Source organism: Massilia genomosp. 1 (assembly GCF_011682185.1).
Classification (GTDB): Bacteria; Pseudomonadota; Gammaproteobacteria; order Burkholderiales; family Burkholderiaceae_D; genus Telluria_A; species Telluria_A rubra.
In genome coordinates this window covers 55,429-76,638 of sequence record NZ_WHJF01000024.1, presented here as the reverse complement: position 1 = coordinate 76,638, position 21,210 = coordinate 55,429, and the positions used below count along the sequence as shown (strand labels likewise).

General features: G+C 66.7%; 17 protein-coding genes. 7 read left to right on the top strand and 10 right to left on the bottom strand.

The window, feature by feature from the left end:
• From F1735_RS11700 to F1735_RS11685, 4 genes are all read left to right on the top strand, one after another.
• Positions 1–287, top strand: a 287-nt coding sequence (locus F1735_RS11700) for a transposase (RefSeq protein ID WP_187364221.1), incomplete at its 5' end; no start/stop codon positions are given.
• Positions 288–540: 253 nt separating this feature from the next.
• Positions 541–987 carry an Mpo1 family 2-hydroxy fatty acid dioxygenase gene (locus F1735_RS11695; RefSeq protein WP_167237084.1) on the top strand — a complete coding sequence of 149 codons (447 nt, stop codon included), beginning with the start codon at positions 541–543 and terminating at the stop codon, positions 985–987.
• Between the two features lie 70 nt (positions 988–1,057).
• Positions 1,058–2,020, top strand: coding sequence for a DMT family transporter (locus F1735_RS11690; protein ID WP_167237083.1), 963 nt, complete (start codon positions 1,058–1,060; stop codon positions 2,018–2,020).
• Positions 2,017–2,508: a GNAT family N-acetyltransferase gene (locus F1735_RS11685; protein ID WP_167237082.1), complete on the top strand. Its 492-nt coding sequence runs from the start codon at positions 2,017–2,019 to the stop codon at positions 2,506–2,508. The genes F1735_RS11690 and F1735_RS11685 overlap by 4 nt, the downstream gene beginning before the upstream one ends.
• A gap of 245 nt (positions 2,509–2,753) precedes the next feature.
• Here F1735_RS11685 and F1735_RS11680 read toward each other — a convergent pair whose 3' ends face one another.
• From F1735_RS11680 to F1735_RS11645, 8 genes are all read right to left on the bottom strand, one after another.
• On the bottom strand, positions 2,754–4,247 hold the full coding sequence (locus F1735_RS11680) for a glycine betaine ABC transporter substrate-binding protein (protein ID WP_167237081.1): 1,494 nt from the start codon (positions 4,245–4,247) through the stop codon (positions 2,754–2,756).
• Between the two features lie 17 nt (positions 4,248–4,264).
• Positions 4,265–5,488 (bottom strand): imidazolonepropionase, encoded by a 1,224-nt coding sequence (gene hutI / locus F1735_RS11675; RefSeq protein ID WP_167237080.1) that lies wholly within the window; start codon positions 5,486–5,488, stop codon positions 4,265–4,267.
• Between the two features lie 3 nt (positions 5,489–5,491).
• Entirely contained in the window at positions 5,492–6,076 is a 585-nt protein-coding gene (locus tag F1735_RS11670) for a HutD/Ves family protein (RefSeq protein ID WP_167237079.1), read from the bottom strand.
• Positions 6,073–7,446 carry a formimidoylglutamate deiminase gene (locus F1735_RS11665; protein WP_167237078.1) on the bottom strand — a complete coding sequence of 458 codons (1,374 nt, stop codon included), beginning with the start codon at positions 7,444–7,446 and terminating at the stop codon, positions 6,073–6,075. Before F1735_RS11665 ends, F1735_RS11670 begins: the two co-directional genes overlap by 4 nt.
• A gap of 32 nt (positions 7,447–7,478) precedes the next feature.
• Positions 7,479–8,267 (bottom strand): N-formylglutamate deformylase, encoded by a 789-nt coding sequence (gene hutG / locus F1735_RS11660; RefSeq protein ID WP_167237077.1) that lies wholly within the window; start codon positions 8,265–8,267, stop codon positions 7,479–7,481.
• Positions 8,268–8,339: 72 nt separating this feature from the next.
• Positions 8,340–9,890: a histidine ammonia-lyase gene (gene hutH / locus F1735_RS11655; RefSeq protein ID WP_167237076.1), complete on the bottom strand. Its 1,551-nt coding sequence runs from the start codon at positions 9,888–9,890 to the stop codon at positions 8,340–8,342.
• A gap of 41 nt (positions 9,891–9,931) precedes the next feature.
• The gene (gene hutU, locus F1735_RS11650) at positions 9,932–11,644 is read right to left on the bottom strand and encodes a urocanate hydratase (RefSeq protein ID WP_167237075.1); all 1,713 of its coding nucleotides are present in this window, start codon (positions 11,642–11,644) and stop codon (positions 9,932–9,934) included.
• Positions 11,645–11,774: 130 nt separating this feature from the next.
• Positions 11,775–13,454, bottom strand: coding sequence for an amidohydrolase (locus F1735_RS11645; protein ID WP_167237074.1), 1,680 nt, complete (start codon positions 13,452–13,454; stop codon positions 11,775–11,777).
• Positions 13,455–13,730: 276 nt separating this feature from the next.
• On the opposite strand from F1735_RS11645, the gene F1735_RS11640 reads away from it, so the two are divergent.
• Entirely contained in the window at positions 13,731–14,396 is a 666-nt protein-coding gene (locus tag F1735_RS11640) for a transposase (RefSeq protein ID WP_229505721.1), read from the top strand.
• A 124-nt stretch (positions 14,397–14,520) separates the two neighbouring features.
• On the opposite strand, the gene F1735_RS11635 is transcribed toward F1735_RS11640, so the two are convergent.
• Together F1735_RS11635 and ada are read right to left on the bottom strand one after the other, a co-directional pair.
• On the bottom strand, positions 14,521–15,327 hold the full coding sequence (locus tag F1735_RS11635; protein ID WP_308627267.1) for a 2OG-Fe(II) oxygenase: 807 nt from the start codon (positions 15,325–15,327) through the stop codon (positions 14,521–14,523).
• Positions 15,219–16,310 (bottom strand): bifunctional DNA-binding transcriptional regulator/O6-methylguanine-DNA methyltransferase Ada, encoded by a 1,092-nt coding sequence (gene ada / locus F1735_RS11630; RefSeq protein WP_167237072.1) that lies wholly within the window; start codon positions 16,308–16,310, stop codon positions 15,219–15,221. The genes F1735_RS11635 and ada overlap by 109 nt, the downstream gene beginning before the upstream one ends.
• Positions 16,311–16,472: 162 nt before the next feature.
• On the opposite strand from ada, the gene hutC reads away from it, so the two are divergent.
• Both hutC and F1735_RS11620 read left to right on the top strand, forming a co-directional pair.
• Positions 16,473–17,192: a histidine utilization repressor gene (gene hutC, locus F1735_RS11625; RefSeq protein ID WP_167237071.1), complete on the top strand. Its 720-nt coding sequence runs from the start codon at positions 16,473–16,475 to the stop codon at positions 17,190–17,192.
• A 137-nt stretch (positions 17,193–17,329) separates the two neighbouring features.
• Entirely contained in the window at positions 17,330–21,205 is a 3,876-nt protein-coding gene (locus F1735_RS11620) for an ABC transporter substrate-binding protein (RefSeq protein ID WP_167237070.1), read from the top strand.
• Positions 21,206–21,210: the final 5 nt, after the last annotated feature.

The following is a 21,210-nucleotide window of genomic DNA, read 5'->3' as shown; positions in this document are numbered from 1 at the left end:
CCTCATGCACGAGCTTCCTCGCCAACTGCATGCGCTTGCTACTGCATTCGGCCGCCTATATCCTGCACCAGCAACTGCGCACCCAGGCACTGCGGCACACCGCGCTGTCGCAGGCGCAGCCTTCGACCGTCATCTCCAAGCTGTTCAAAATCGCCGTGCAGGTTCGGCAGTACAAGAACAAGATCGTTCTTCATCTGCCGAGCGCGTGCCCGGTCAAACATCTGCTGCGGACACTGACCGAACGACTGTATCTGTCGAGGCCGGCAGCGACGCTAAACTCGTCCTGACGGGGTCACGTCCGGTCTGCCGAGAATTGACCACACGCCGCCAAACCTCAACCTTCAAACCGCTTCATTGAATGTCCCGTTCAATTGGGTAGGGACGCTATCGCCCGCGACATTCCGATTTAAGTTGAAAAACTCCGGCATCGGAAAAGTGACGCTGCGGCGGCGGTTTATGCAACATTCAGGCTAGCAGCCCGCGCGAGAGGTGTAGAATCGTCCGGCAAGCCAACCACAACAACAAAATCCGGAGACTCCCATGGACCAAGCACCCCAGGCGCGCGCCATCGACACCTTGCTCGCCAAATACAGCGAAAGCCACCTGAACCACACCAACGAGCTGATCCACTTCGTCTGCGTGCCGGTGATCGTGTTCACCCTGCTCGGCATTATCTGGTGGATCCACCCGTTCGCGGCCGTGGCCGTCACCGTGCTGTCGCTGTGCTATTACTTCCAGTTATCAAAACCGTTCGCGGCCGGCATGCTGGCCATGTCGGCCCTGATGCTCGGCCTGCTCAGCCTGATGCCGCCGGCCACCGTGCTGCCGCTGTCGCTGGCCATTTTCGTGCTGGCCTGGATCGGGCAGTTTATCGGCCACAAGATCGAGGGCAAAAAGCCTTCGTTCTTCGACGACCTGCGCTTCCTGCTGATCGGCCCCTTGTTCGTGCTGAGCTTCCTGTACCGGCGCCTCAACCTGGCCTGGTAATCGATTGCCCGCGTTGATGGCGAATCGAGGATGACGGGCAGGAAGTTGCGAATCACCGTATACTTTCCGCATGTCATCTCCACTCCTCTTCGCGATCGCGGCCCTGATCTGGGGCTCCACCTTTTTTGCCATCACCTTGCAGCTGGGCGAAGTCGCGCCCGCGGTGTCGGTGGTGTACCGCTTCGGGCTGGCCTCGGCCACCCTGTTCGCCTGGTGCCTGGTGCGCGGCGACAAGCTGCGCCTGCCGTGGCGCGCCCAGCGCTGGGTGATGTTGCAAGGATTTTTCACCTTTGCCCTGTCCTACCTGTGTACCTATGGTTCAGAGCAATACCTGGTGTCGGGCCTGGTCGCCGTCCTGTTCGCGCTGATGGTGTTCTGGACCCCGATCTGCAGCCGCATCGCCTTCGGCACGCCGATTTCCTGGCGCACCTGGGCGGCCGGCCTGATCGCCATCGTCGGCGTGACGATGCTGTTCTACAACTCGATTGCCGGCGCCTGGAAAGAGATCGCCGGCGGCGGCAGCGGCCACTTCCTGCTCGGCCTGATACTGGCCCTGGTCGCCACCATTGCCAGCTCGGCCGGCACGGTGGTGGTGGCCAAGGTGCGCGAGCAATCGTCGAACCTGATGCTGACCATGGCTTGGTCGATGTTCTGGGGCACCGCGATGGTGGCCGCCTGGGCGCTCGCCAGCGGCCAGCCATTCGTGCTGCCGGCCGCGCCGCGCTACTGGATGGCGCTGCTGTACCTGTCGCTGTTCGGCTCGGTGATCGCCTTCCATGCCTACTTCACCCTGATCAACCGCATCGGCTCGGCAAAAGCCGTGTATATCGGCGTGGTGACACCCGTCATTTCCGTGCTGCTGTCGATCCAGCTCGAACATTACCGGCCCGGCCCGGTCGAATGGCTGGGCATGGCCGTGTGCTTGGCCAGTGTCGCCTGGGCACTGCGCGCGCCGGCCGTCCCGGCGTCCTCTTCCGCTTCAACCCAACCCGCGCCAGCAGCGAGCCTGGCCGCCATTCCCGAGGTTCCATGACTACCGATAACAATTTCAGCATCCGCCCGGCGCAACCGTCCGACGTCGCCCACATTTACGGCATGATCGTCGAGCTGGCCGTGTTCGAAAAACTCGAGCACCTGGTGGTGGCCACCGAAGCGCAATTGCACGACGCCCTGTTCGGCCCGCGGCCATCGTGCGAAGCGCTGGTCGGGGTCGAGGGGGAGGAAGTCGCCTGTTTCGCCTTGTTCTTCCACAATTTTTCCACCTTCCTCACGCGCAAGGGCCTGTATCTGGAAGACTTGTACGTCAAACAAGTTCATCGCGGCAAAGGCTACGGCAAGCAGATGCTGGCCGCGCTGGCGCAACTGGCGCTGCAACGCGAGTGCGGACGGTTTGAATGGTCGGTGCTGGACTGGAACGAGAACGCCATCAACTTTTACCAGAGCGTGGGTGCGCAGATCTTGCCGGACTGGCGCATCTGCCGCGTCGACGGCGAGGCGCTGGGCAAGCTTGCGGCGGCCTGAAAAAGAAAAAGCCCACGGGATAACATCACCGTGGGCAAACCCATCTTTTTAGGATGGGGAGGGGAGACTGGAGACAATCTACGGCTTCACTATAGTTGCCGCTTGCAGCGAACTGGCCGGGCTTTACAATTGCTTACCTCTGTTTAGTTACGTAACTTGTTGTAAGCAATTATTACCTTCTGCCGAAAGGCGGACTTGACGCGGCGCAAGCGCGCGGCGCAAGCGCGCGGCGCAAGCGCGCAGCACTAAGCGCGGCGCACGATCAAGCGTTCTCCCGCTTCAAACAAGCCCTGCGTCAACAAAGCCAGCAGCGCCGCCGGAATCGCGCCGGCCAGCAGCATATCGTTATCGTTGAGCGCAAGGCCGATCGTGATGCGCTCGCCAAAGCCGCCCGCGCCGATAAAGGCCGCGATCGTCGCGGTGCCCACGCTCATCACCGCCGCCGTCTTGATGCCGGCCAGGATCACCGGCAGCGCCAGCGGCAGTTCGATATCGATCAAGGTCGCGCGCCGGCCCAGCCCGAGCGCCTGCGCCGCCGTGCGCAAGCCCTGCGGCACGCCCAACAGGCCGGTGCAGGTATTGCGCACGATCGGCAGCAGCGCGTAGACGAACAGGGCGACTAACGCCGGCACGGTGCCGATCATGCCCAACAGCGGAATCAATATCGCCAGCAAGGCCAGCGAGGGCACCGTTTGCAGCACGCCGGCCAGCGCCAGCACCGTTTGCCGCAGGCGTGGCGCGAAAGCGGCCACGATCCCGAGCGGAATGCCGACCAGGCAGGCCAGGATCACCGACGCCAGCACCAGCAGCACGTGCTGGCGCGTCAGGGTCCACAGGCCGGCGTCGAACATCTTGCTCATCAGGCCCGCGCGCGCGGGAGCGTGTGCGGCGCCGGCCGGGGCCAGCCAGTTCTTGGCCACGTCGGCGAAGGTCTTGCCTTCCAGTTCGACCTGCGCGTTCATGGCGATCATCTGCTCGGCCGTGATGCGCCCTTCCAGTTTGGCGATGGCGCCCCACTGCCCGGGAAAACGCTGCGGCGCGTCGAGCCGGTACAACAGCATGGCGTCGTAGCGCGGAAAATACCCCAGGTCGTCCTTGAGCACGCGCAGGCCGTATTGCCGGATCTTGGCGTCGGTCGAATAGATGTCGATCAGGTCGACCTGGCGCTGCGCCAGGGCCTCGTAGGCGATTCCGTGATCGAGCCCGCGCGGCGTGTGCGGCAAGCCGTAGCGCTGCCTGAGGCCCGGCCAGCCGTCGGCGCGCCCGATGAATTCGTGCGACAGGCCGAGCCCGAGCCCCGGCTGGCGCGCCAGGTCCGACAAGCTCGCCACATCCTTGCTGTCGGCGCGCATGGCCAGCGCGTAGGTATTGTTAAAGCCGAGCGGCACGGCCACGCCCAGGCCCATCGGTTTCAGGGCGGCGCGCATCTGTTCGAGCGAAGCGGGGCTGCTGTTCTTGAGGATTTCGAGCTCGATCGTGCCCCGATATTCCGGGTACACGTCGATGCTGCCGGCCTGCAGCGCGGCCAGCACGATGGCGGTATTGCCCAGACCCTGGCGGTGTTCGGCCTTGCCTTCGGTCGCCGCGGTCTGGGTCAGCACTTCACCCAGGATGTACGACTCGGTGAAGCGCTTGGAACCGACGCGCAGGGTGTCGCCGCCGGCCGCCGTGGCGGCGCCCCCGAGGAGCAGCGTAAAGACAGATAGCCAGCGCAAGGCCGTGGCAAAAAAGGTGCGCACGGCACTCTCCCGACAAATTAATCGGGCAAGCTTACCACCGGTTTGCGCAGCACGCCCGCATTGACGACAGCGCGGCAGGGGTTCAAGCCCATCGCGTACGACAGGTCGGCCGGGCGCGCGATGTCCCACAGCGCGAAATCGGCGCGCTTGCCCACCGCCAGCGAGCCGATCTCGGCCGCCATGCCGAGCGCGCGCGCGGCGTGGATGGTGGCGCCGGCCAGCGCCTCCTGCGGCGTCAGGCGCCACAGGGTGCAGGCCATGTTCATCGCCAGCAGGATCGACGTCAGCGGCGAGGTGCCGGGATTGCAGTCGGTGGCCACCGCCATCGGCACGCCGGCTGCGCGCAGGGCCGCCACCGGCGGCTGCACGGTATCGCGCAGGAAGTAGTACGCCCCCGGCAGCAGCACCGCCACCGTGCCGGCCGCCGCCATGGCGTCGATGCCGGCCAGGCTCAGGTGTTCAAGGTGATCGGCCGACAGTCCGCCGAAGCGCGCCACCAGCTCGGCCCCGCCCTGGTCCGACAACTGCTCCGCATGCAGCTTGACCGGCATGCCGTGGCGCCGCGCGGCCTCGAAAATGCGCTCGGTCTGGGCAGTGGTAAAGCCGATCCGCTCGCAAAAGGCGTCGACCGCGTCGGCCAGGCCAAGGGCCGCCAGTTGCGGCAGCATGCGCTGGCAGATCTCGTCCACATACTCGTCGGCGCGGCCGGCAAACTCCGGCGGCAGCGCGTGCGCGCCCAGGAACGTGGCCGACACGGCGACCGGCAGCACCTGCGCCACGCGGCGCGCCGCGCGCAGCATCTTGGCCTCGTCGTCCAGCGTCAGGCCGTAGCCCGACTTGATTTCGAGCGTGGTCACGCCTTCGGCCAGCAGGCTGGCCACGCGCGGAAGGCTCTGGCGCAGCAGCTCGTCTTCGGACGCGGCGCGGGTGGCGCGCACGGTGGACATGATGCCGCCGCCGGCGTTGGCGATGTCTTCATAGGTGGCGCCGTTCAGGCGCGCCTCGAACTCGTCGCTGCGGTTGCCGGCATGGACGATATGGGTGTGGCAGTCGACCAGGCCGGGCGTGAGCCAGCAGCCGCCGCCATCGTGCACGATCCTGGCCGGCGGCGCTTTGGCGCGCGGCCCGAGCCAGGCGATGCGGCCTTCATGCACCGCGACTGCGCTGTCGCGCAATTCGCCGTAGCCCTGCTCCATGGTGGCCAGGTGGACATTGGTAAACAGCGTGTCGTAGACGAACATCGGCTAGTCCTGGTGAAAGTAGATATCGACGATGAAGATCGTCGCCTGGCCCGCTTCCAGCGTCCAGGTGGCGTCGCCATCGAACAGCACCGCATCGTAGCGCACCATGCCGAACCGTTCATCATCGCTGCTCACTTCCAGGCTGTCGCCTTCGGCCAGGAACAGGATCGTCAGGTCGGCGCGCGTGGCAAAGCCGGACATGCCCGACAGGCTGCGCTTGCCCAGCTGGTGGGAGCAGCGCGAGCGGCGCGTCATGACGTTGAAGTCTGTGCTCGGCTGCGCGCCGACGGTGGCGACGACCTGCGCTTCACCGGCAAATTCGAGCATCGGCTCGTCGTCGCTGAGCACAAAACGGCCGTCGCCCTCGATATCGAGCGTCACGCCCGGGCCGTCGACCAGCGCCAGGGTGCGGTCGATGCCGTCGAAGACCGAAAACGGCCCGCTGCTGGCGATGGTGGCCAGGCTGATGCGCCAATCGAAAGAGTCGAGCCCCGCCTGCGGCGGCGAGAGCGCGATTTCGGTGGTGCTGCCGCCGCCGTTTTTCCACGGGGACGCCGCCAGGCTGGCGTAGGGAATCAGGATCGTCATGGTCGTAGCTTGCGCAGTTGGGCGATGGTCTGTTTGTAGCGCTGCGCAATCGCCGTTTGCGCAATGTGCTCGCGATGGCGCACGACCCAGCGGCCGCCCACCATCACATCCCTGACCAGATTATCGTTCCCGCAGAAGATAACACTACCCAGCACATCGTGCGCGCCGATACCGGCCAGATTCGGATGCTCGCTGTCGAGCACCAGCAGGTCGGCCCGTTTGCCCGCCGCCAGCACGCCCACCGGGCGTCCGCTGGCCAGCGCGCCGCCCTGCAAGGCACTTTGCCACAAAAAGTCGCCCACGCGGCGCTGCGCTGGCGAGGCCGCCACGTTGCGCTTCTGGTGCAGCAGGCGCTGGCCGTATTCGAGCCAGCGCAACTCCTCCACCGGCGACTGCGACACGTGGCTGTCGCTGCCGATGCCGATGCGCCCGCCGGCGGCCAGGAATGGCGCGAGCGGGAACAGGCCGTCGCCCAGGTTGGCCTCGGTGGTCGGGCACAGGCCGGCCACGGCGCCGCTGGCGGCCAGCGCCGCGACTTCGCCATCGTCCAGGTGGGTGGCATGCACCAGGCACCAGCGCGCGTCGAGCGCGACCTTGTCCATCAAATAGCGCATGGGGCGCTGGCCGGTCGCCGCCAGGCATTGTTCGACTTCGCCCTGCTGCTCGGCGATGTGGATGTGCAGCGGACGCTCTGCCGGCAGCGCCGCCAGCAGCTCGCCGATCTGGCCCAGCGACGCGGCGCGCAGCGAATGCGGCGCCACCCCGACTTCGACCTGCCTGCCGCGCAAAGGTTCGAGCGCCTCGACGATGCGCAGCACGTCGGCGACGTCGCTGCGAAAGCGCTGCTGCTCGGGCGCGAGCGGCTTCTCGCCGAAGCCGGCGTAGCTGTACAGGACCGGCAGCATGGTCACCCCGATGCCGGTCATGTGCGCGGCGGCGACCACGCGTTCAGCCGTTTGCGCCGGGCGCGGGTAGAGCGCGCCGGCCTGGTCGCGCTGCACGTAATGAAATTCGCACACCGAGGTGTAACCATGACGCAGGCATTCCGAAAACAGCTGCGCGGCGATGGCCTCGATATGCTCGGGCGTGATGTTGTGCGCGAAGCGGTACATCAGCTGGCGCCAGGTCCAGAAGCTGTCCGGCCCGTCGCCGGCGGTTTCGGTCAGGCCGCCGAGGGCGCGCTGGAAGGCGTGCGAATGCAGGTTGACCATGCCGGGCAAGACGATGTCGGCCAAGGGCTGGCCGGCATGCACGGCGCCCGGCGCGACCGTCAGCAAGGTGCCGCCCGCATCCCATTCGAGCAGGACATTGCTCTCCCAGCCGTGCGCCAGCAAGGCGTGGCGCGCGAACAGGGCGGACGGCTCGCTCATTGGCTTGCTCGTTGACTCGCTTACCGGCTCGCTCATGCGCGCACCCATCCCACGGCCGCTTCGGCCAGCTTGCGCAGCAGCGGCTGGACCTCGGCCGCGACCTCCGGCCGGTAGGCGAACGGCGCGCTTTCATCCATGTACAGCACCTGGCACATCTCGAGCTGGATCGCGTGTACGTTGACGTCGGGCTGGCCGTAGTGGCGCGTGATGTAGCCGCCCTTGAAGCGGCCGTTGACGGCGACCGAAAAACGGTCCTGCGCCTGCGCTACCTTGAGCACGGCCTGTTCGAGTCCGGGCGCGCAGGAAGTGCCCTGGGCGCTGCCGAAATTGAGGTCCGGCAGGCGGCCCTGGAAAAAGCGCGGCACCCTTGATGCGATCGAATGCGCATCCCACAGCACCACCTTGCCGTGCAGCGCCAGCAGGCGGTCGATTTCGCCGCGCAGCTGGCGGTGATACGGCTGCCAGTAGCGCACCAGCCGTCCGCGCACGTCGTGCTCGTCGGGCTCGCTGCCGTCCTGGTACAGCGCCGTGTTGGCGAAGGTGTCGACCGGACAAAGCCCGGTCGTATCGAGCCCCGGATACAGGTTGGTGTCTTCGGGCGGGCGATTGAGGTCGATCACATAGCGCGACCAGCGCGCCGCCAGGGTCGAGGCGCCCATCTCCCCCAGGAAGCCATACAAGCGGGCCAGGTGCCAGTCGGTGTCGGGACGGGCCAGCGCGTCGGGCGACAGGCGCGCGGCGATGTCGTCCGGGATGTCGGTGCCCACGTGCGGCATCGACACCAGCAAAGCAATACTGCCCGCCTTGAAGTCAAAATCCATGATCGCCCACCTTTACATTTTTTTCCATGTTGGCTTGCTTAGTTGGCCTGCTTAGTTGGCCTGATTACCAAGTCAAATGTACAGCCCCGCGAACAGCGGCTTGCAGGACGCACTCAACTCGCCGCCCAGCACCATCTGGCGCGCCGCCTCGATATCGGGCGCGAAGAAGCGGTCGGCATCGAAAAACGGCACCTTGCGGCGCAGTTGCTGGTGCACGTGCTCCAGGTGCGGCGAGGAGGTGAGCGGCCGATGGAAATCGATCCCCTGCGCCGCCGCCAGCAGCTCGATGGCGACAATCACCGCCGTATTGTGCGCCATCTCGTCCAGGCGGCGCGCCGCGAAGGTCGCCATGCTGACGTGGTCTTCCTGGTTGGCCGAGGTGGGCAGGCTGTCGACGCTGGCCGGATGCGCCAGCGACTTGTTTTCCGACGCCAGCGCGGCGGCGGTGACGTGGGCGATCATGAAGCCCGAATTGACGCCCGGCTCGCGCACCAGGAATGGCGGCAGGCCGGACAAGGTGGCGTCGATCAGGAGCGCGATGCGGCGCTCGGCCAGGGCGCCGATTTCGGCGATCGCCAGCGCCAGCGTGTCGGCCGCAAAGGCGACCGGCTCGGCGTGGAAATTACCGCCCGAGATGATCTCGCCAGTGTCGGCGAAGATCAGCGGATTGTCGGTCACGGCATTCGCCTCGATCAGGAGGGTGCGCGAGACATTCGCGATCAGGTCCATGATCGCGCCCATGACCTGCGGCTGGCAGCGCAGGCTGTACGGGTCCTGCACGCGCTCGTCGCCGACCAGGTGCGAAGCGCGGATCGCGCTCGACGCCACCAGTTGGCGATAGATGGCGGCGGCCGCGATCTGGCCCGGCTGGCCGCGCACTGCGTGTACGCGCGCGTCGAACGGCGCATCGCTGCCCTTGGCCGCGTCCAGCGACAGGGAGCCGGCCACCATGGCCGCCTCCAGCAAGCGCTCGGTCATGAACAAGCCATGCAGCGCCAGCGCGGTCGAGACCTGGGTGCCGTTGATCAGCGCCAGGCCTTCCTTGGGGCCGAGCACTACCGGCGCGATGCCGGCCGCCTTGAGGGCGTGGGCCGCTTCCATCAACTCGCCGTTGACGCGCACCTGGCCCACGCCCAGCATGGCGAGCGTCATGTGCGCCAGCGGCGCCAGGTCGCCCGAGGCGCCGACCGAGCCCTTGGCCGGAATGGCGGGCATGATGCCGGCGTTGTACAGCGCGATCAGGGTGTCGATGATGAGCGGGCGCACGCCCGAAAAGCCGCGCGCCAGGCTGCCGATTTTCATCAGCACGATCAGGCGCACCACCGCGTCCGACAGCAGCGCGCCGGTGCCGACCGAGTGCGACAGGATCAGGTTGCGCTGCAGTTCTTCCAGCTTTTCGTCGGGAATGCGGGTCTTGGCCAGGATGCCGAAACCGGTGTTGATGCCGTAGGCGGCGTCGCCTTTGGCGACGATGGCGTCGACCGCCGCGGCCGAAGCCAGGATGGCCGGGTAAGCCGATGGCGCCAGCGTCAGCGCGCCCGGGGCGGCCCAGACGGCGCGCAGGTCGGCCATGCTCATGGCGCCGGGAGTGAGGATCCAGCCTTGGTTCGAAGTCGTGTTCATGTTTGCTCTGGTCAGATATGCGTGGGTCGGAATGTTGTCCGTTACGGAAGCATCGGCAGGTTCAGGCCATTGCGCTTGGCGCAGGCCAGCGCCGTCTCGTAGCCGGCGTCGGCGTGGCGCATGACGCCCGAGCCGCTGTCGTTGACCAGCACCCGCGCCAGCCGCTTGGCGGCGGCGTCGGTGCCGTCGGCCACGATGACCACGCCCGAATGCTGCGAGTAGCCCATGCCGACCCCGCCGCCGTGATGCAGCGAGACCCAGGTGGCGCCGCCGGCGGTATTGAGCAGCGCGTTCAGGAGCGGCCAGTCGGAGACGGCGTCGGTGCCGTCGCGCATGGCTTCCGTTTCGCGGTTCGGGCTGGCCACCGAGCCGGTATCGAGGTGGTCGCGGCCGATGACGATGGGTGCTTTCAGCTCGCCCGTGCGCACCATTTCATTGAAGGCCAGGCCGGCGATGTGGCGCTCGCCCAGGCCCAGCCAGCAGATGCGCGCCGGCAGGCCCTGGAAGGCGATGCGCTCGCGCGCCATGTCGAGCCAGTGGTGTACCTGTTTCTGCTCCGGGAACAGCTCCTTGATCTTGGCGTCGGTCTTGTAGATATCTTCCGGATCGCCCGACAGCGCCACCCAGCGGAACGGACCGCGCCCTTCGCAGAACTGCGGGCGGATGTAGGCCGGCACGAAACCGGGAAAGTCGAAGGCGTTCGCCACGCCCTGGTCCTTGGCCACCTGGCGGATGTTGTTACCGTAATCGACCGCCTTCACGCCCATGTTGTGGAAGTCGAGGATGGCCTGCACATGCACCGCGCACGATGCTTGCGCCTCGGCGCTCAGGCGCGCGTGCTGCGCCGGGTCCTTCTGGGCGGCCTTCCACTGCTCGACCGTCCAGCCACGCGGCAGGTAACCGTTGATCAGGTCATGCGCCGAGGTCTGGTCGGTCACCATGTCGGGCACCAGGCCGCCGGCCTTGGCGCGCCGCACCAGCTCCGGCAGCACGTCGGCCGCGTTGCCCAGCAAGCCGATCGACACCGCTTCGCGCGCCGCCGTGTGCTGGGCGATCAGCGACATGGCGTGGTCGATATCGGTGGCCTGCTTGTCCAGGTAGCCGGTGCGCAGGCGGAAGTCGATGCTGCTTTGCTGGCACTCGATATTGAGCGAGACCGCGCCGGCGAAGGTGGCCGCCAGCGGCTGCGCGCCGCCCATGCCGCCCAGGCCCGCGGTGAGAATCCAGCGTCCGCCCCAGTCGCCGCCGAAATGCTGGCGGCCTGCCTCGGCGAAGGTTTCGTAGGTGCCCTGCACGATGCCCTGGGTGCCGATATAGATCCAGCTGCCGGCGGTCATCTGCCCGTACATGAACAGGCCCTTGCGGTCGAGTTCATTGAAGTGCTCCCAGTTGGCCCACCTGGGCACCAGGTTCGAGTTCGCGATCAGCACGCGCGGCGCGTCGGGGTGGGTCTGGAACACGCCGACCGGTTTGCCGGACTGGATCAGCAAGGTCTGGTCGTCTTCCAGTTCGCGCAGGGACGCCAGGATCTGGTCGTAGCAGGCCCAGTTGCGGGCCGCGCGGCCGATGCCGCCGTAGACCACCAGGTGCTTGGGATTTTCCGCCACCTCCGCATCCAGATTATTCTGGATCATGCGGTAGGCCGCCTCCGTCAGCCAGCTTTTGCAAGAGCGTTCGGTGCCGCGCGGGGCGCGGATCGTGCGGCTGGGGTCGAAGCGGGGATCGTCATCGAAACTGCTCGGATCGGTGGTCATGGCATCTCCTTCAAGAGTTTAGGGGCAGGCGCGTGCGCATCCGCCACGCGAACCGTGCAGCTTCAAAGTCTAAGTTGTATATACAACCAAGTCAAATCATTTATGCGCCCGTGCGCGCCCCCTTCCAGGCTTACTCTTTCTTGAACACCTGGCGCCCCCCGACCCAGGTTTGCAGCACGCCGACCTTGTGGATATCGGCTGCCGGCATGGTGAACAGGTCCTGGTCGACGACGATGAAATCGGCCCACTTGCCCTTCTCCAGCGAACCGGTGGATTGTTCCTGGTGGCCGGCGTACGCCGCGTCGAGCGTAAAGCAGCGCAGCGCTTCCTTGACCGTCATGGCCTCGTTGGCATACCAGCCGGCCGCCGGCTGGCCGGCCGCGTCCTGGCGCGTGACGGCCGCGTGGATGCCGAAAAACGGGTTGGACGACTCGACCGGGAAGTCCGATCCGCAGGCGATGCGCGAGCCCTGCTTAAGAAAAGTGCGCCAGGCGTAGGCGCCCTTGATGCGCTCCGCGCCGACGCGCTGTTCGGCCATGTTCATGTCGGAGGTGGCGTGGGTCGGCTGCATCGACGGCACGATGCCGATGGTCTTGAAGCGCGCGATATCGGCCGGGGCGACGACCTGCGCGTGCTCGATGCGGTGGCGCAGGGCGGCGCCGCCCTTGCCTTTGTAGCGTGGGATCAGCTGCTGGTAGCCGTCCAGGATCTGGCGGTTGCCGGCGTCGCCGATGGCATGCACGTTGACCTGATAGCCGCGCCGCATGGCCTTGTCCATCATCGCGTACATATCGGCGTTCGGGCGGAACAGCAGGCCGTGCGACCTGGGCTCGTCGCTGTAGGGGGCGATCAGGGCGGCGCCGCGGCTGCCCAGGGCGCCGTCCGAATACAGCTTGACCGCGCGCAGCGCATACAGGTCGTTGGCGTAGGTCTTGAGCGGGCCTTTGGCCGAGAGCTGGTCGAAGTCGGCGCCGACATCGCCGATCATGCCGTACACGCGGGCGCTGAGCTTGCCCTGGTCGGCGTAGCTGCGGTAGAGCGCATCCTGGCTGGCGTTGATGCCCGCATCATGCACGCTGGTCAGGCCCATGTGCGCGATCTGTCCGAGGGCGCGCTCGAGGACCACCCGCGCCTGGGCGTCGGACTGCTTGGGCAGGACCTTGGCGACCAAGTCCTGGGCGGCGTCGATCAGCACACCGGTGGCATTGCCGTCGGCGTCGCGCACGATCTTGCCGCCGGCCGGATCGGGCGTGTCTTTGGTGACGCCGCCCAGTTGCAGGGCGCGCGTATTGGCCCAGCCGGCGTGGCCGTCGACCCGTTCGAGCCAGATGGGGCGGTCGGCGACGGCGCCATCGAGTTCGGCGGCGGTGGGGAAGCGGCCCAGCTTCCAGATTTCCTGGTTCCAGCCGCGTCCGCGCAGCCAGGCGTGCGAGGGGTTGGCGCGGGCGTACCCGGTGGCCGCTGTGAGGGCGTCGGCCAGGGTGGCGCTGCCGGCCAGGTCGAGCTGGGTGAGCATCTCGCCGAGGCCGAATACATGGCCGTGGGCGTCGATCAGGCCGGGGAGGACGGTTTTGCCCTGCAGGTCGATATGGCGCGCCTTGGGCGCCTTGGTGCGGGTGTGGGCGGCGCTGCCGACGGCCAGGATGCGGCCCTTGTCGTCGAAGGCCAGGGAAGTGAAGCGCAGCAGCTCATTGCGGCTGTTGAGGGTGTAACCGTTGGCGTTATCGAGGACGGTGTCCGCCTGCGCCGGCGCGAGCGCCCCGACGGCGGCGAGGAAGGCGAGGCAGCACTGCAAAGGGATCGGGCGCATCATTTCTCCATTCGGTGGGCAAGACCAAAGTGTAGCGCGCTTTGTCTGGCCGTCAACTTGTTGCTTGACCGGTCTCCCACCGGGGTCAGAGCTTTTATTAGCAACTAAATTCTCGATTGCATGCCTTTGTTTTTACGGGGGTCAGAGCATTAATTAGCAATAAAGTCGCACCCAATTGATGCAACGCCATAGTCGAGCCGCCTCAAGCGATACGCTGATTCGGCCCGTTTATGCCCAACCTTCTTCCATGAGTGCCTTATGCCGCGCAGACCCCGCTTGACCATTCCCAACATCCCGCTTCACATCATTCAGCGAGGCAATAATCGCCTGCCCTGCTTTTTTACTGAAGCGGACTATCTTGTGTATCTCGACATGCTCCGTCTTTCCGCGCAGCAGGCAGGATGTCGTGTGCATGCATATGTACTGATGACCAACCACGTGCATTTACTGGTATCTCCGCAGTCATGCTCATCGCCCGCCATCATGATGAAGGCGCTGGGGGAGCGCTACGTTCCGTATGTCAATCGGCGTCGTAGCCGCACCGGGACGCTGTGGGAGGGACGATATCGGTCATGCCTGGTCCAGGACGCTCAATATTTGTTTGTATGTCAACGCTACATCGAACTGAATCCAGTGCGGGCTGGCATGGCGACTCACCCGCTGGACTACCGGTGGTCGAGTTATCAAGCGAACGCTTACGGGGAAAGAAACAATATTATCGAACCACACATCCTCTATGATGCCCTCGGAGCCGAGCGGCTCGAACGCGAACTCAGGTATCGCGCACTGTTCGAGGAAGAAATGCCTTGGAAAATGGTCGACCAGCTACGCCATGCAACTCATCAGAACGCCGTTTTTGGAAGCGAGGAGTTCATTGAACAGATGGCGATTGCCAGCGAAAACGATGTAATGCCACGGCGGAGAGGGCCGCATCAGGACTAGTCTGCGGACAACTATTTCGAATAAATGCTCTGACCCCGGTTATAAGAGTTTTGATCACGACCGTAGGAATAAAATGGAACAGGAGCAAGAATTACTAATTAAAGCTCTGACCCCGGTTGTAGGACTATTCGGCGTCGTGGAAGATGATGCCGAGCGTGTGGCGTTGCCCGGAGCGCAGGCGGCTGACGCCGTGGCGCATGGCGACGCGGTACACGCCGCGCGTGCCGTTGACCGGCCTCTGGTTCACCGGAAAAATCACGGCGTCGCCCTGCCCCAGCCCCACGACTTCGACCCGCGATTGCATGCGCGGACGCTGTTCGGTCAGCACGAATTCGCCTCCCGTGAAGTCTTCCCCCGGCCGCGACAGTAACACCGCCACTTGCAAGGGAAACACGTGCGCGCCGTACAGGTCCTGGTGCAGGCAGTTGTAGTCACCCTCGCCATAGCGCAGGATCAGCGGCGTGGGCCGCTCCTGACCGGCCGCGTGGCAGCGCGCCAGAAACTCGGCATGCCGCGCCGGAAAACGCGCGCCGAGCCCCATCGCTTCATGCCAGCCGTTGGCAATGCGCGCCAGCGGTTTATACAGCGCTGCGCGCAGCGCGGCGAGGCCTTCGGGCAGCGGATACGCAAAGTAGCGGTACTCGCCGCGCCCGAAGCCGTGCCGCTCCATCACCACCCGGCTGCGGTAGCGCGCCTGGTCGTCATACGCGCCGGCATAGGCGCGGCAAGTCGCGCCGTCGAGCATGCCCTTCACGACCGCGCAGCCGTGCGCATCGAGCTCGATGCCGACCCGGCCCCAGTCGAGCGCGTCAACGCCGGGATTCACGCCCCACCCCCGCCTTCGCTCTCGCGATCGAGCAGGATGCGCTTGCGCTCGACGCCCCAGCGGTAGCCGGACAGCGCGCCGTCCGTGCGCACCACCCGGTGACAGGGGATGGCGACGGCCACCGGATTGGCGGCGCAGGCGCCGGCAATGGCGCGCGCGCCGGTCGGCATGCCGATGCGCGCGGCCAGTTCGGCGTAGCTGACGGTCTGCCCGGCCGGGATCTCGCGCAGGGCTTGCCATACGCGCTGCTGGAAGGCGGTGCCGCGCACGTCGAGCGGCAGGTCCAGTCCCACGCCGGGCGCTTCGACCAGGCCGACCACGCGCGCGACTGTCGCCTCGAAGCCCGCATCGGCGCCACGCAGGTCGGCGGCGGGGAAGCGGTCCTGCAGGTCGCGCGCCAGCAGGTCGGGATCGTCGCCGATCAGGATGGCGCAGATGCCTTTGTCGGTGGCCGCGACCAGGATCGCGCCGAGCGAGCAGGCGCCGATGGCGAAGCGGATCACGGCGCCGCTGCCGCCCGCGCGCCAGGCGGTGGGGGTCATGCCGAGGCGCGCGGGGGCGCTGGCGTAAAAGCGCGCGCTGGAGTTGTAGCCGGCCGCGTAGATCGCTTCGGTGACGCTGGCGGCGCCGGCCAGCCCAAGATCGACCCTGCCGGCGCGACGCGCGGCCGCATACGCCTTGGGGGTGATGCCGGTGTGCTGCTTGAAGATGCGGTGGAAATGAAAACGGCTCATGCCGCAGGCGCCGGCCAGGCTGTCGAGGTCGGGCTCGGCGTCGCTGGCGTCGATCAGGCGGCAGGCGTGCGCCACCATCCGCGCGTGGCGCTCGGCCAGCGGCGGCTGGTCGGGTTTGCAGCGCAGGCAGGGACGAAAGCCGGCCCGCTCGGCGTCGCCGCCGCTGGCGTGGAAGGCGACGTTGGCGCGCAGGGCGGCGCGCGCCCCGCACGAGGGCCGGCAGTACACGCCGGTGGTGCGCACCGAGTAGTAAAAGCGGCCGTCGGCGCCGGCGTCGCGCCGCTGCACGGCGGCCCAGCGCGCGTCGTCGTTGTCGTAGCTTGCGGCCGGATTGTCGGTAACGATTGTGTTCATTGCTGGTTTCATGGCTGTGCTCCCGCTGTGGCCCGCGATCGAGTTCGCAGGCATTCATCGTAGGCGGCGCGGCCCGGGCGGTCATCCCGGCGCTTGCTTTTGAATCCGGGCGCGCGGCCACGGTGCTAAAATCGGTTTTTGAGCCGGCCTTCGGAGAGTAGTTTGGAACAGCAGATTGCGCAAGATACGACGCCGATTTTCCAGCGCATCAAGGATTATCTGCTCGGCGAGATCGCCGCCGGCCGCTGGAAGGAGGGCGATGTGGTGCCGTCCGAGCAAGCCCTGGTGCGCCAGTTCGGGGTCTCGCGCATGACCGCCAACCGCGCCGTGCGCGAACTGACCGCCGAACAGGTACTCACCCGCCGCCAGGGCTCGGGCACCTTTGTCGCTCCGCAAAAATACCAGGCCACGCTGGTCGAGATCAACAGCATCGCCGACGAGATCCGCGCGCGCGGCCACGCGCACCGCAGCAGCCTGCATCTACTCGAAAAGGGCCGCGCCAGCGAGCTGCTGGCGCGCCGGTTCGAGCTGGCGCCCGGCCAGCCGCTGTTCCATTCGGTGATCGTACACTTCGAGAACGAGGCGCCGATCCAGGTCGAGGACCGCTGGGTCAATCCGGCTTGCGCGCCCGAATACCTGGCCCAGGATTTTTCGGCCATCACGCCCAACGAGCATCTGATGAAGGCCGCGCCCTTGCAGAGCGCCAGTTACAGCATCGAGGCCCTGCCCGCCCCGCGCGACATCGCCGGCATGCTGGCGGTCGGGCCGCGCCAGTGCTGCCTGGTGCTCAAGCGGCAGACCAGGGCCCTCGGCCAGGTCGCGTCGGTGGTGACAATGTGGCATCCCGGCCAGCTGTATCAGTTCACCGGCAAGGTCGGCTGAGCGGAACAATCGCACCCGCGCGGCAGAAATACGACACTTTTACCCGCACGATAGGCGAAGATTCCTGTTGGTAAATTCTGCGCGTCAAAAAATGGCTACTATGGAGCTTAGCCTAAACCTCTTCCGATGGCCGCGTCATGCCCGTTCCGACCTCGTTTACCCGCCCCCGCGCCGCGCTGCGCCGCTGGCGTGCGTGCGCGCTGCTGGCGGCGGCGCTGGCCGCGAGCGAGGCGCTGGCGCTCGAAAAGGTGGTGGTGCAGCTCAAATGGCAGCACCAGTTCCAGTTCGCCGGCTATTACGCGGCCCAGGAGCAGGGGTTTTACCGCGAGGCGGGGCTGGAGGTGACCTTGCGCGAGGCCGAGCGCGGCGACGACGCGGTGTCGGCGGTGACCTCGGGCGCGGCCGAGTACGGGGTGGCCAATTCCAATTTGCTGGTGGCGCGCGGGCGCGGCAAGCCGGTGGTGGTGCTGGCGTCGGTGTTCCAGCATTCGCCGGCGGTGCTGCTGGTGCGCGCCGACGCGGCCGGCCAGCCGCAGCTGCCCGCCAGCGGCACCGTGATGATTTCGCCCAACAGCGTGGAGCTGCTGGTGTTCATGAAGAAGTTCGGGGCGCCGCTGGCCAACTATGCGCAAATGCGCCACAGCTACAACGTGGGCGACCTGGCCAACGGCCGGGTGGCGGCCATGTCGGCCTTCAGCACCGACCAGCCTTACCTGCTCGAGCGCGAACATGCGCGCTTCGCCACGCTCACGCCGCGCGCGGCGGGCATCGATTTTTACGGCGACCTGTTGTTTACCAGCGAGGCCGAGCTGCGCGAGCATCCGGCGCGCGCGGCCGCCATGCGCGCGGCCACCCTGCGCGGCTGGGAGCACGCGCTGGCGCACCAGGCCGAGACGGTGGACCTGATCCGCGCGCGCTATCCGCATCGCCTCAGCCGCGAGCACTTGCTGTACGAGGCGCGCGGGATCGTGCCGCTGATCGAGGCCGACATGCTGGAGGCGGGTTACAGCAATCCGGCGCGCTGGCGCGCCATCGCCTCGGCCTACGCCGGCCTGGGCCTGCTGCCGGCCGATTTTTCGCTCGATGGTTTCCTGTACCAGGAGGCGCGGCCCGATGCGCGCCTGGCCTTTCCCGGCGTATTGCCGGCGCTGGCGCTGCTGGCGCTGCTGCTGGTGGCCGCCGCGGCCTGCTTGCGCGCGCACCGCCTGGCGGCCTCGCTGCGCGCCGAACGCGCCCTGCTGGCCGACACGCGCGCGCAACTGGCCGGCAGCGAGAACCTGCTGCGCTTCGCGCTCGATGGCTCGGGCCACGGCGCCTGGGAGTGGACCCAGCACAGCGGCGAACTGGCCTTGTCGGCGCGCTTCAAGGAGTTGCTGGGCTATGCGGCCGATGAATTCGCGGTCGATTTCAACGCCTGGCTGCTGCATGTGCATCCAGAAGACGTGGCGCGCCTGAAGGGCGACCTGTCGGCCTGCCTGAAGTCGCCGGCGTCAAGCAACAATGTGCTGGCGTGCGAATTCCGCATGCGCTGCAAGGATGGCCGCTGGAGGTGGATGCTGGGACGCGGCATCGTGCTCGGCCGCGACGCCGGCACGCCCGCGCTGCGCGTCTCCGGCACCATGGCCGATATTGGCGACCGCAAGGAAGCCGAGGAAGCGCGCGTGCGCGCCGTGCTCGAAGCCTCGCCCGAGGCCATGCTGATCCTCGACGCCGATGGCCGCATCCGCTACGCCAACCATTTGTGCGCGAGCAGTTTTGGCTATGCGGTGCAAGCGCTGGTCGGCATGCCGGCCGAGCGCCTCGCGCCCGGCGTGCGCGAGCCGGGCGCGCCGAACCGGGTGATCACGGCGCAGCGGCGCGACGCCAGCCAGTTCCCGGCCGAAGTAAACCGCACGCCGATGCTGTCGCAGGGGCATAAGCTGACCATCGTGTCGCTGCGCGACATCAGCGAGCGCCAGCGCGCCGAGCAGGCCCTCAAGACGCTGGCGGCGCGCCTGCACGAGATTTTGCAGATGATGCCGATCGGCCTGTATATCAAGGATGCCGAGGGTCGCGTGACCTTGATGAACAGCGCCTGCGAAACCCAGTTCGGGCTGGCGCCGGCGCAGTTGGGCGGCGACCAGCCAGGCTTGCAGGGTACGCTGAGCGCGCGCGAGCGCGAAGCCTTTGCCGGCGGCGTCATGCTGGACGATGTGGAGACGGTGTACAACGCGCGCCTCGGACGCGAGCTGCATGTGCGCACCATCCGCAAAACCGTGTGCAACGAGCAGGGGCTGTGCGAGTACCTGATCACGATGATGGTCGATATCAGCGCCAGCATCGGCACCGAGCAGCAGCTGCGCGAATTGAACGAGCACCTGGAAGAGCGCGTGCAGCAGCGCACCGCGCAGCTGGACCAGGCCAAGAAGGTGGCCGAGGAAGCGAGCATGGCCAAGGGCCAGTTCCTGGCCAATATGAGCCACGAGATCCGCACGCCGATGAATGGCGTGATCGGCATGGCTTATCTGGCGCTCAAGACCGACCTCAATCCGCGCCAGCGCGACTACATCGAAAAAATCCGCTTCGCCGGCGAGCACCTGCTGGGCATCATCGACGATATCCTCGATTTTTCCAAGATCGAGGCGGGCAAGCTGGAAGTGGAGATGGTCGCGTTTACGCTCGACCATGTGATCCAGACCCTGTCGACCGTGGTCGCGCCCAAGGCCGCCACCAAGGACCTGGCGCTGGTGTTCGAGCTCGATCCGGCGCTGCCGCCCGCGCTGCAGGGCGATCCGCTGCGCCTGGGCCAGGTGCTGATCAACTACACCCACAATGCGATCAAGTTTTCCGACAGCGGCAGCATCACGATCCGGATCGACAATATCGAGGACCGCGCGGACGATTGCCTGCTGCGCTTCCAGGTGCGCGACAACGGCATCGGCCTGACGCCCGAGCAGACGGCCAAGCTGTTCCAGTCGTTCCAGCAGGCCGACACCTCGACCACGCGCGAGTACGGCGGCACCGGCCTGGGCCTGGCGATCTGCAAGCAGCTGGCGCAGCTGATGGGGGGCGATGTCGGCGTCGACAGCCATCCGGGCAGCGGCAGCTGCTTCTGGTTCACCGCGCGCGTGGGCAAGCTCGATCCGGGCGCCGTGCAATCGGCCGCCGTCGGCGCGGGCCGCGGCCAGGAGCCGCAGGCGAGCGCCGGCGCGCGTGCGCCCGGCCAGGATGCGCTGCTGCGCGGCGCGCGCATCCTGCTGGTCGAGGACAATACCTTCAACCAGCAGATCGCCCTCGAAATGCTGGAGGAAGCCGGCTGTGTGGTGTGCCTGGCGCAAAACGGCCTGGAAGCGCTCGACCTGCTGGCCAAGACCGGTTTCGACGTGGTGTTGATGGATGTGCAGATGCCGGTCATGGACGGTTTGCAGGCCACGCGCCTGATCCGCCTCGACCCGCGCCTGGCCGGCCTGCGCGTGCTGGCCATGACGGCCACGGCCACCAGCGAGGACCGGGCGCGCTGCATGGAGGCGGGCATGGATGATTTCATCAGTAAACCAACCCAGCCGGCGCTGCTGTGCGAGATGGTGGCGCGCTGGCTGCCGGCGCGCGCGCCGGCCGCCGCGCCGGCGCCGGCGCTGCCGGCCCAGCCGGGCTTTCGCACGGTGGCCGGCGACCCGGAAGTGATCGACCTGACGGTGCTGGCCAAGCTGCTCAGCTATAACCAGGACAAGGTGCGCAAGTTCGCCTTCAAGTTCCTGCAAACCACCCAGGCCGGCTTCGAGGAAATGGAAGCGGCGCTGGCGGCCGGCGACATCGCCCGCGTGCGCGAACTGGGGCACCGCATCAAGTCGTCGGCGCGCACGGTGGGGGCGATGGGCATGGGCGAGCTGTGCCTGCGGCTGGAAAACCTGGCGCCCGGCAGCCCGGCCACCGAACGGGCCGAGGCGAAAGCCCTGGTCGCGCAGCTGTGGCCGCTGCTGGCGCGCATCACCGAGCAAATCATGCAAAACACCACTTTTGCCAGCGACGCCTAAAAATA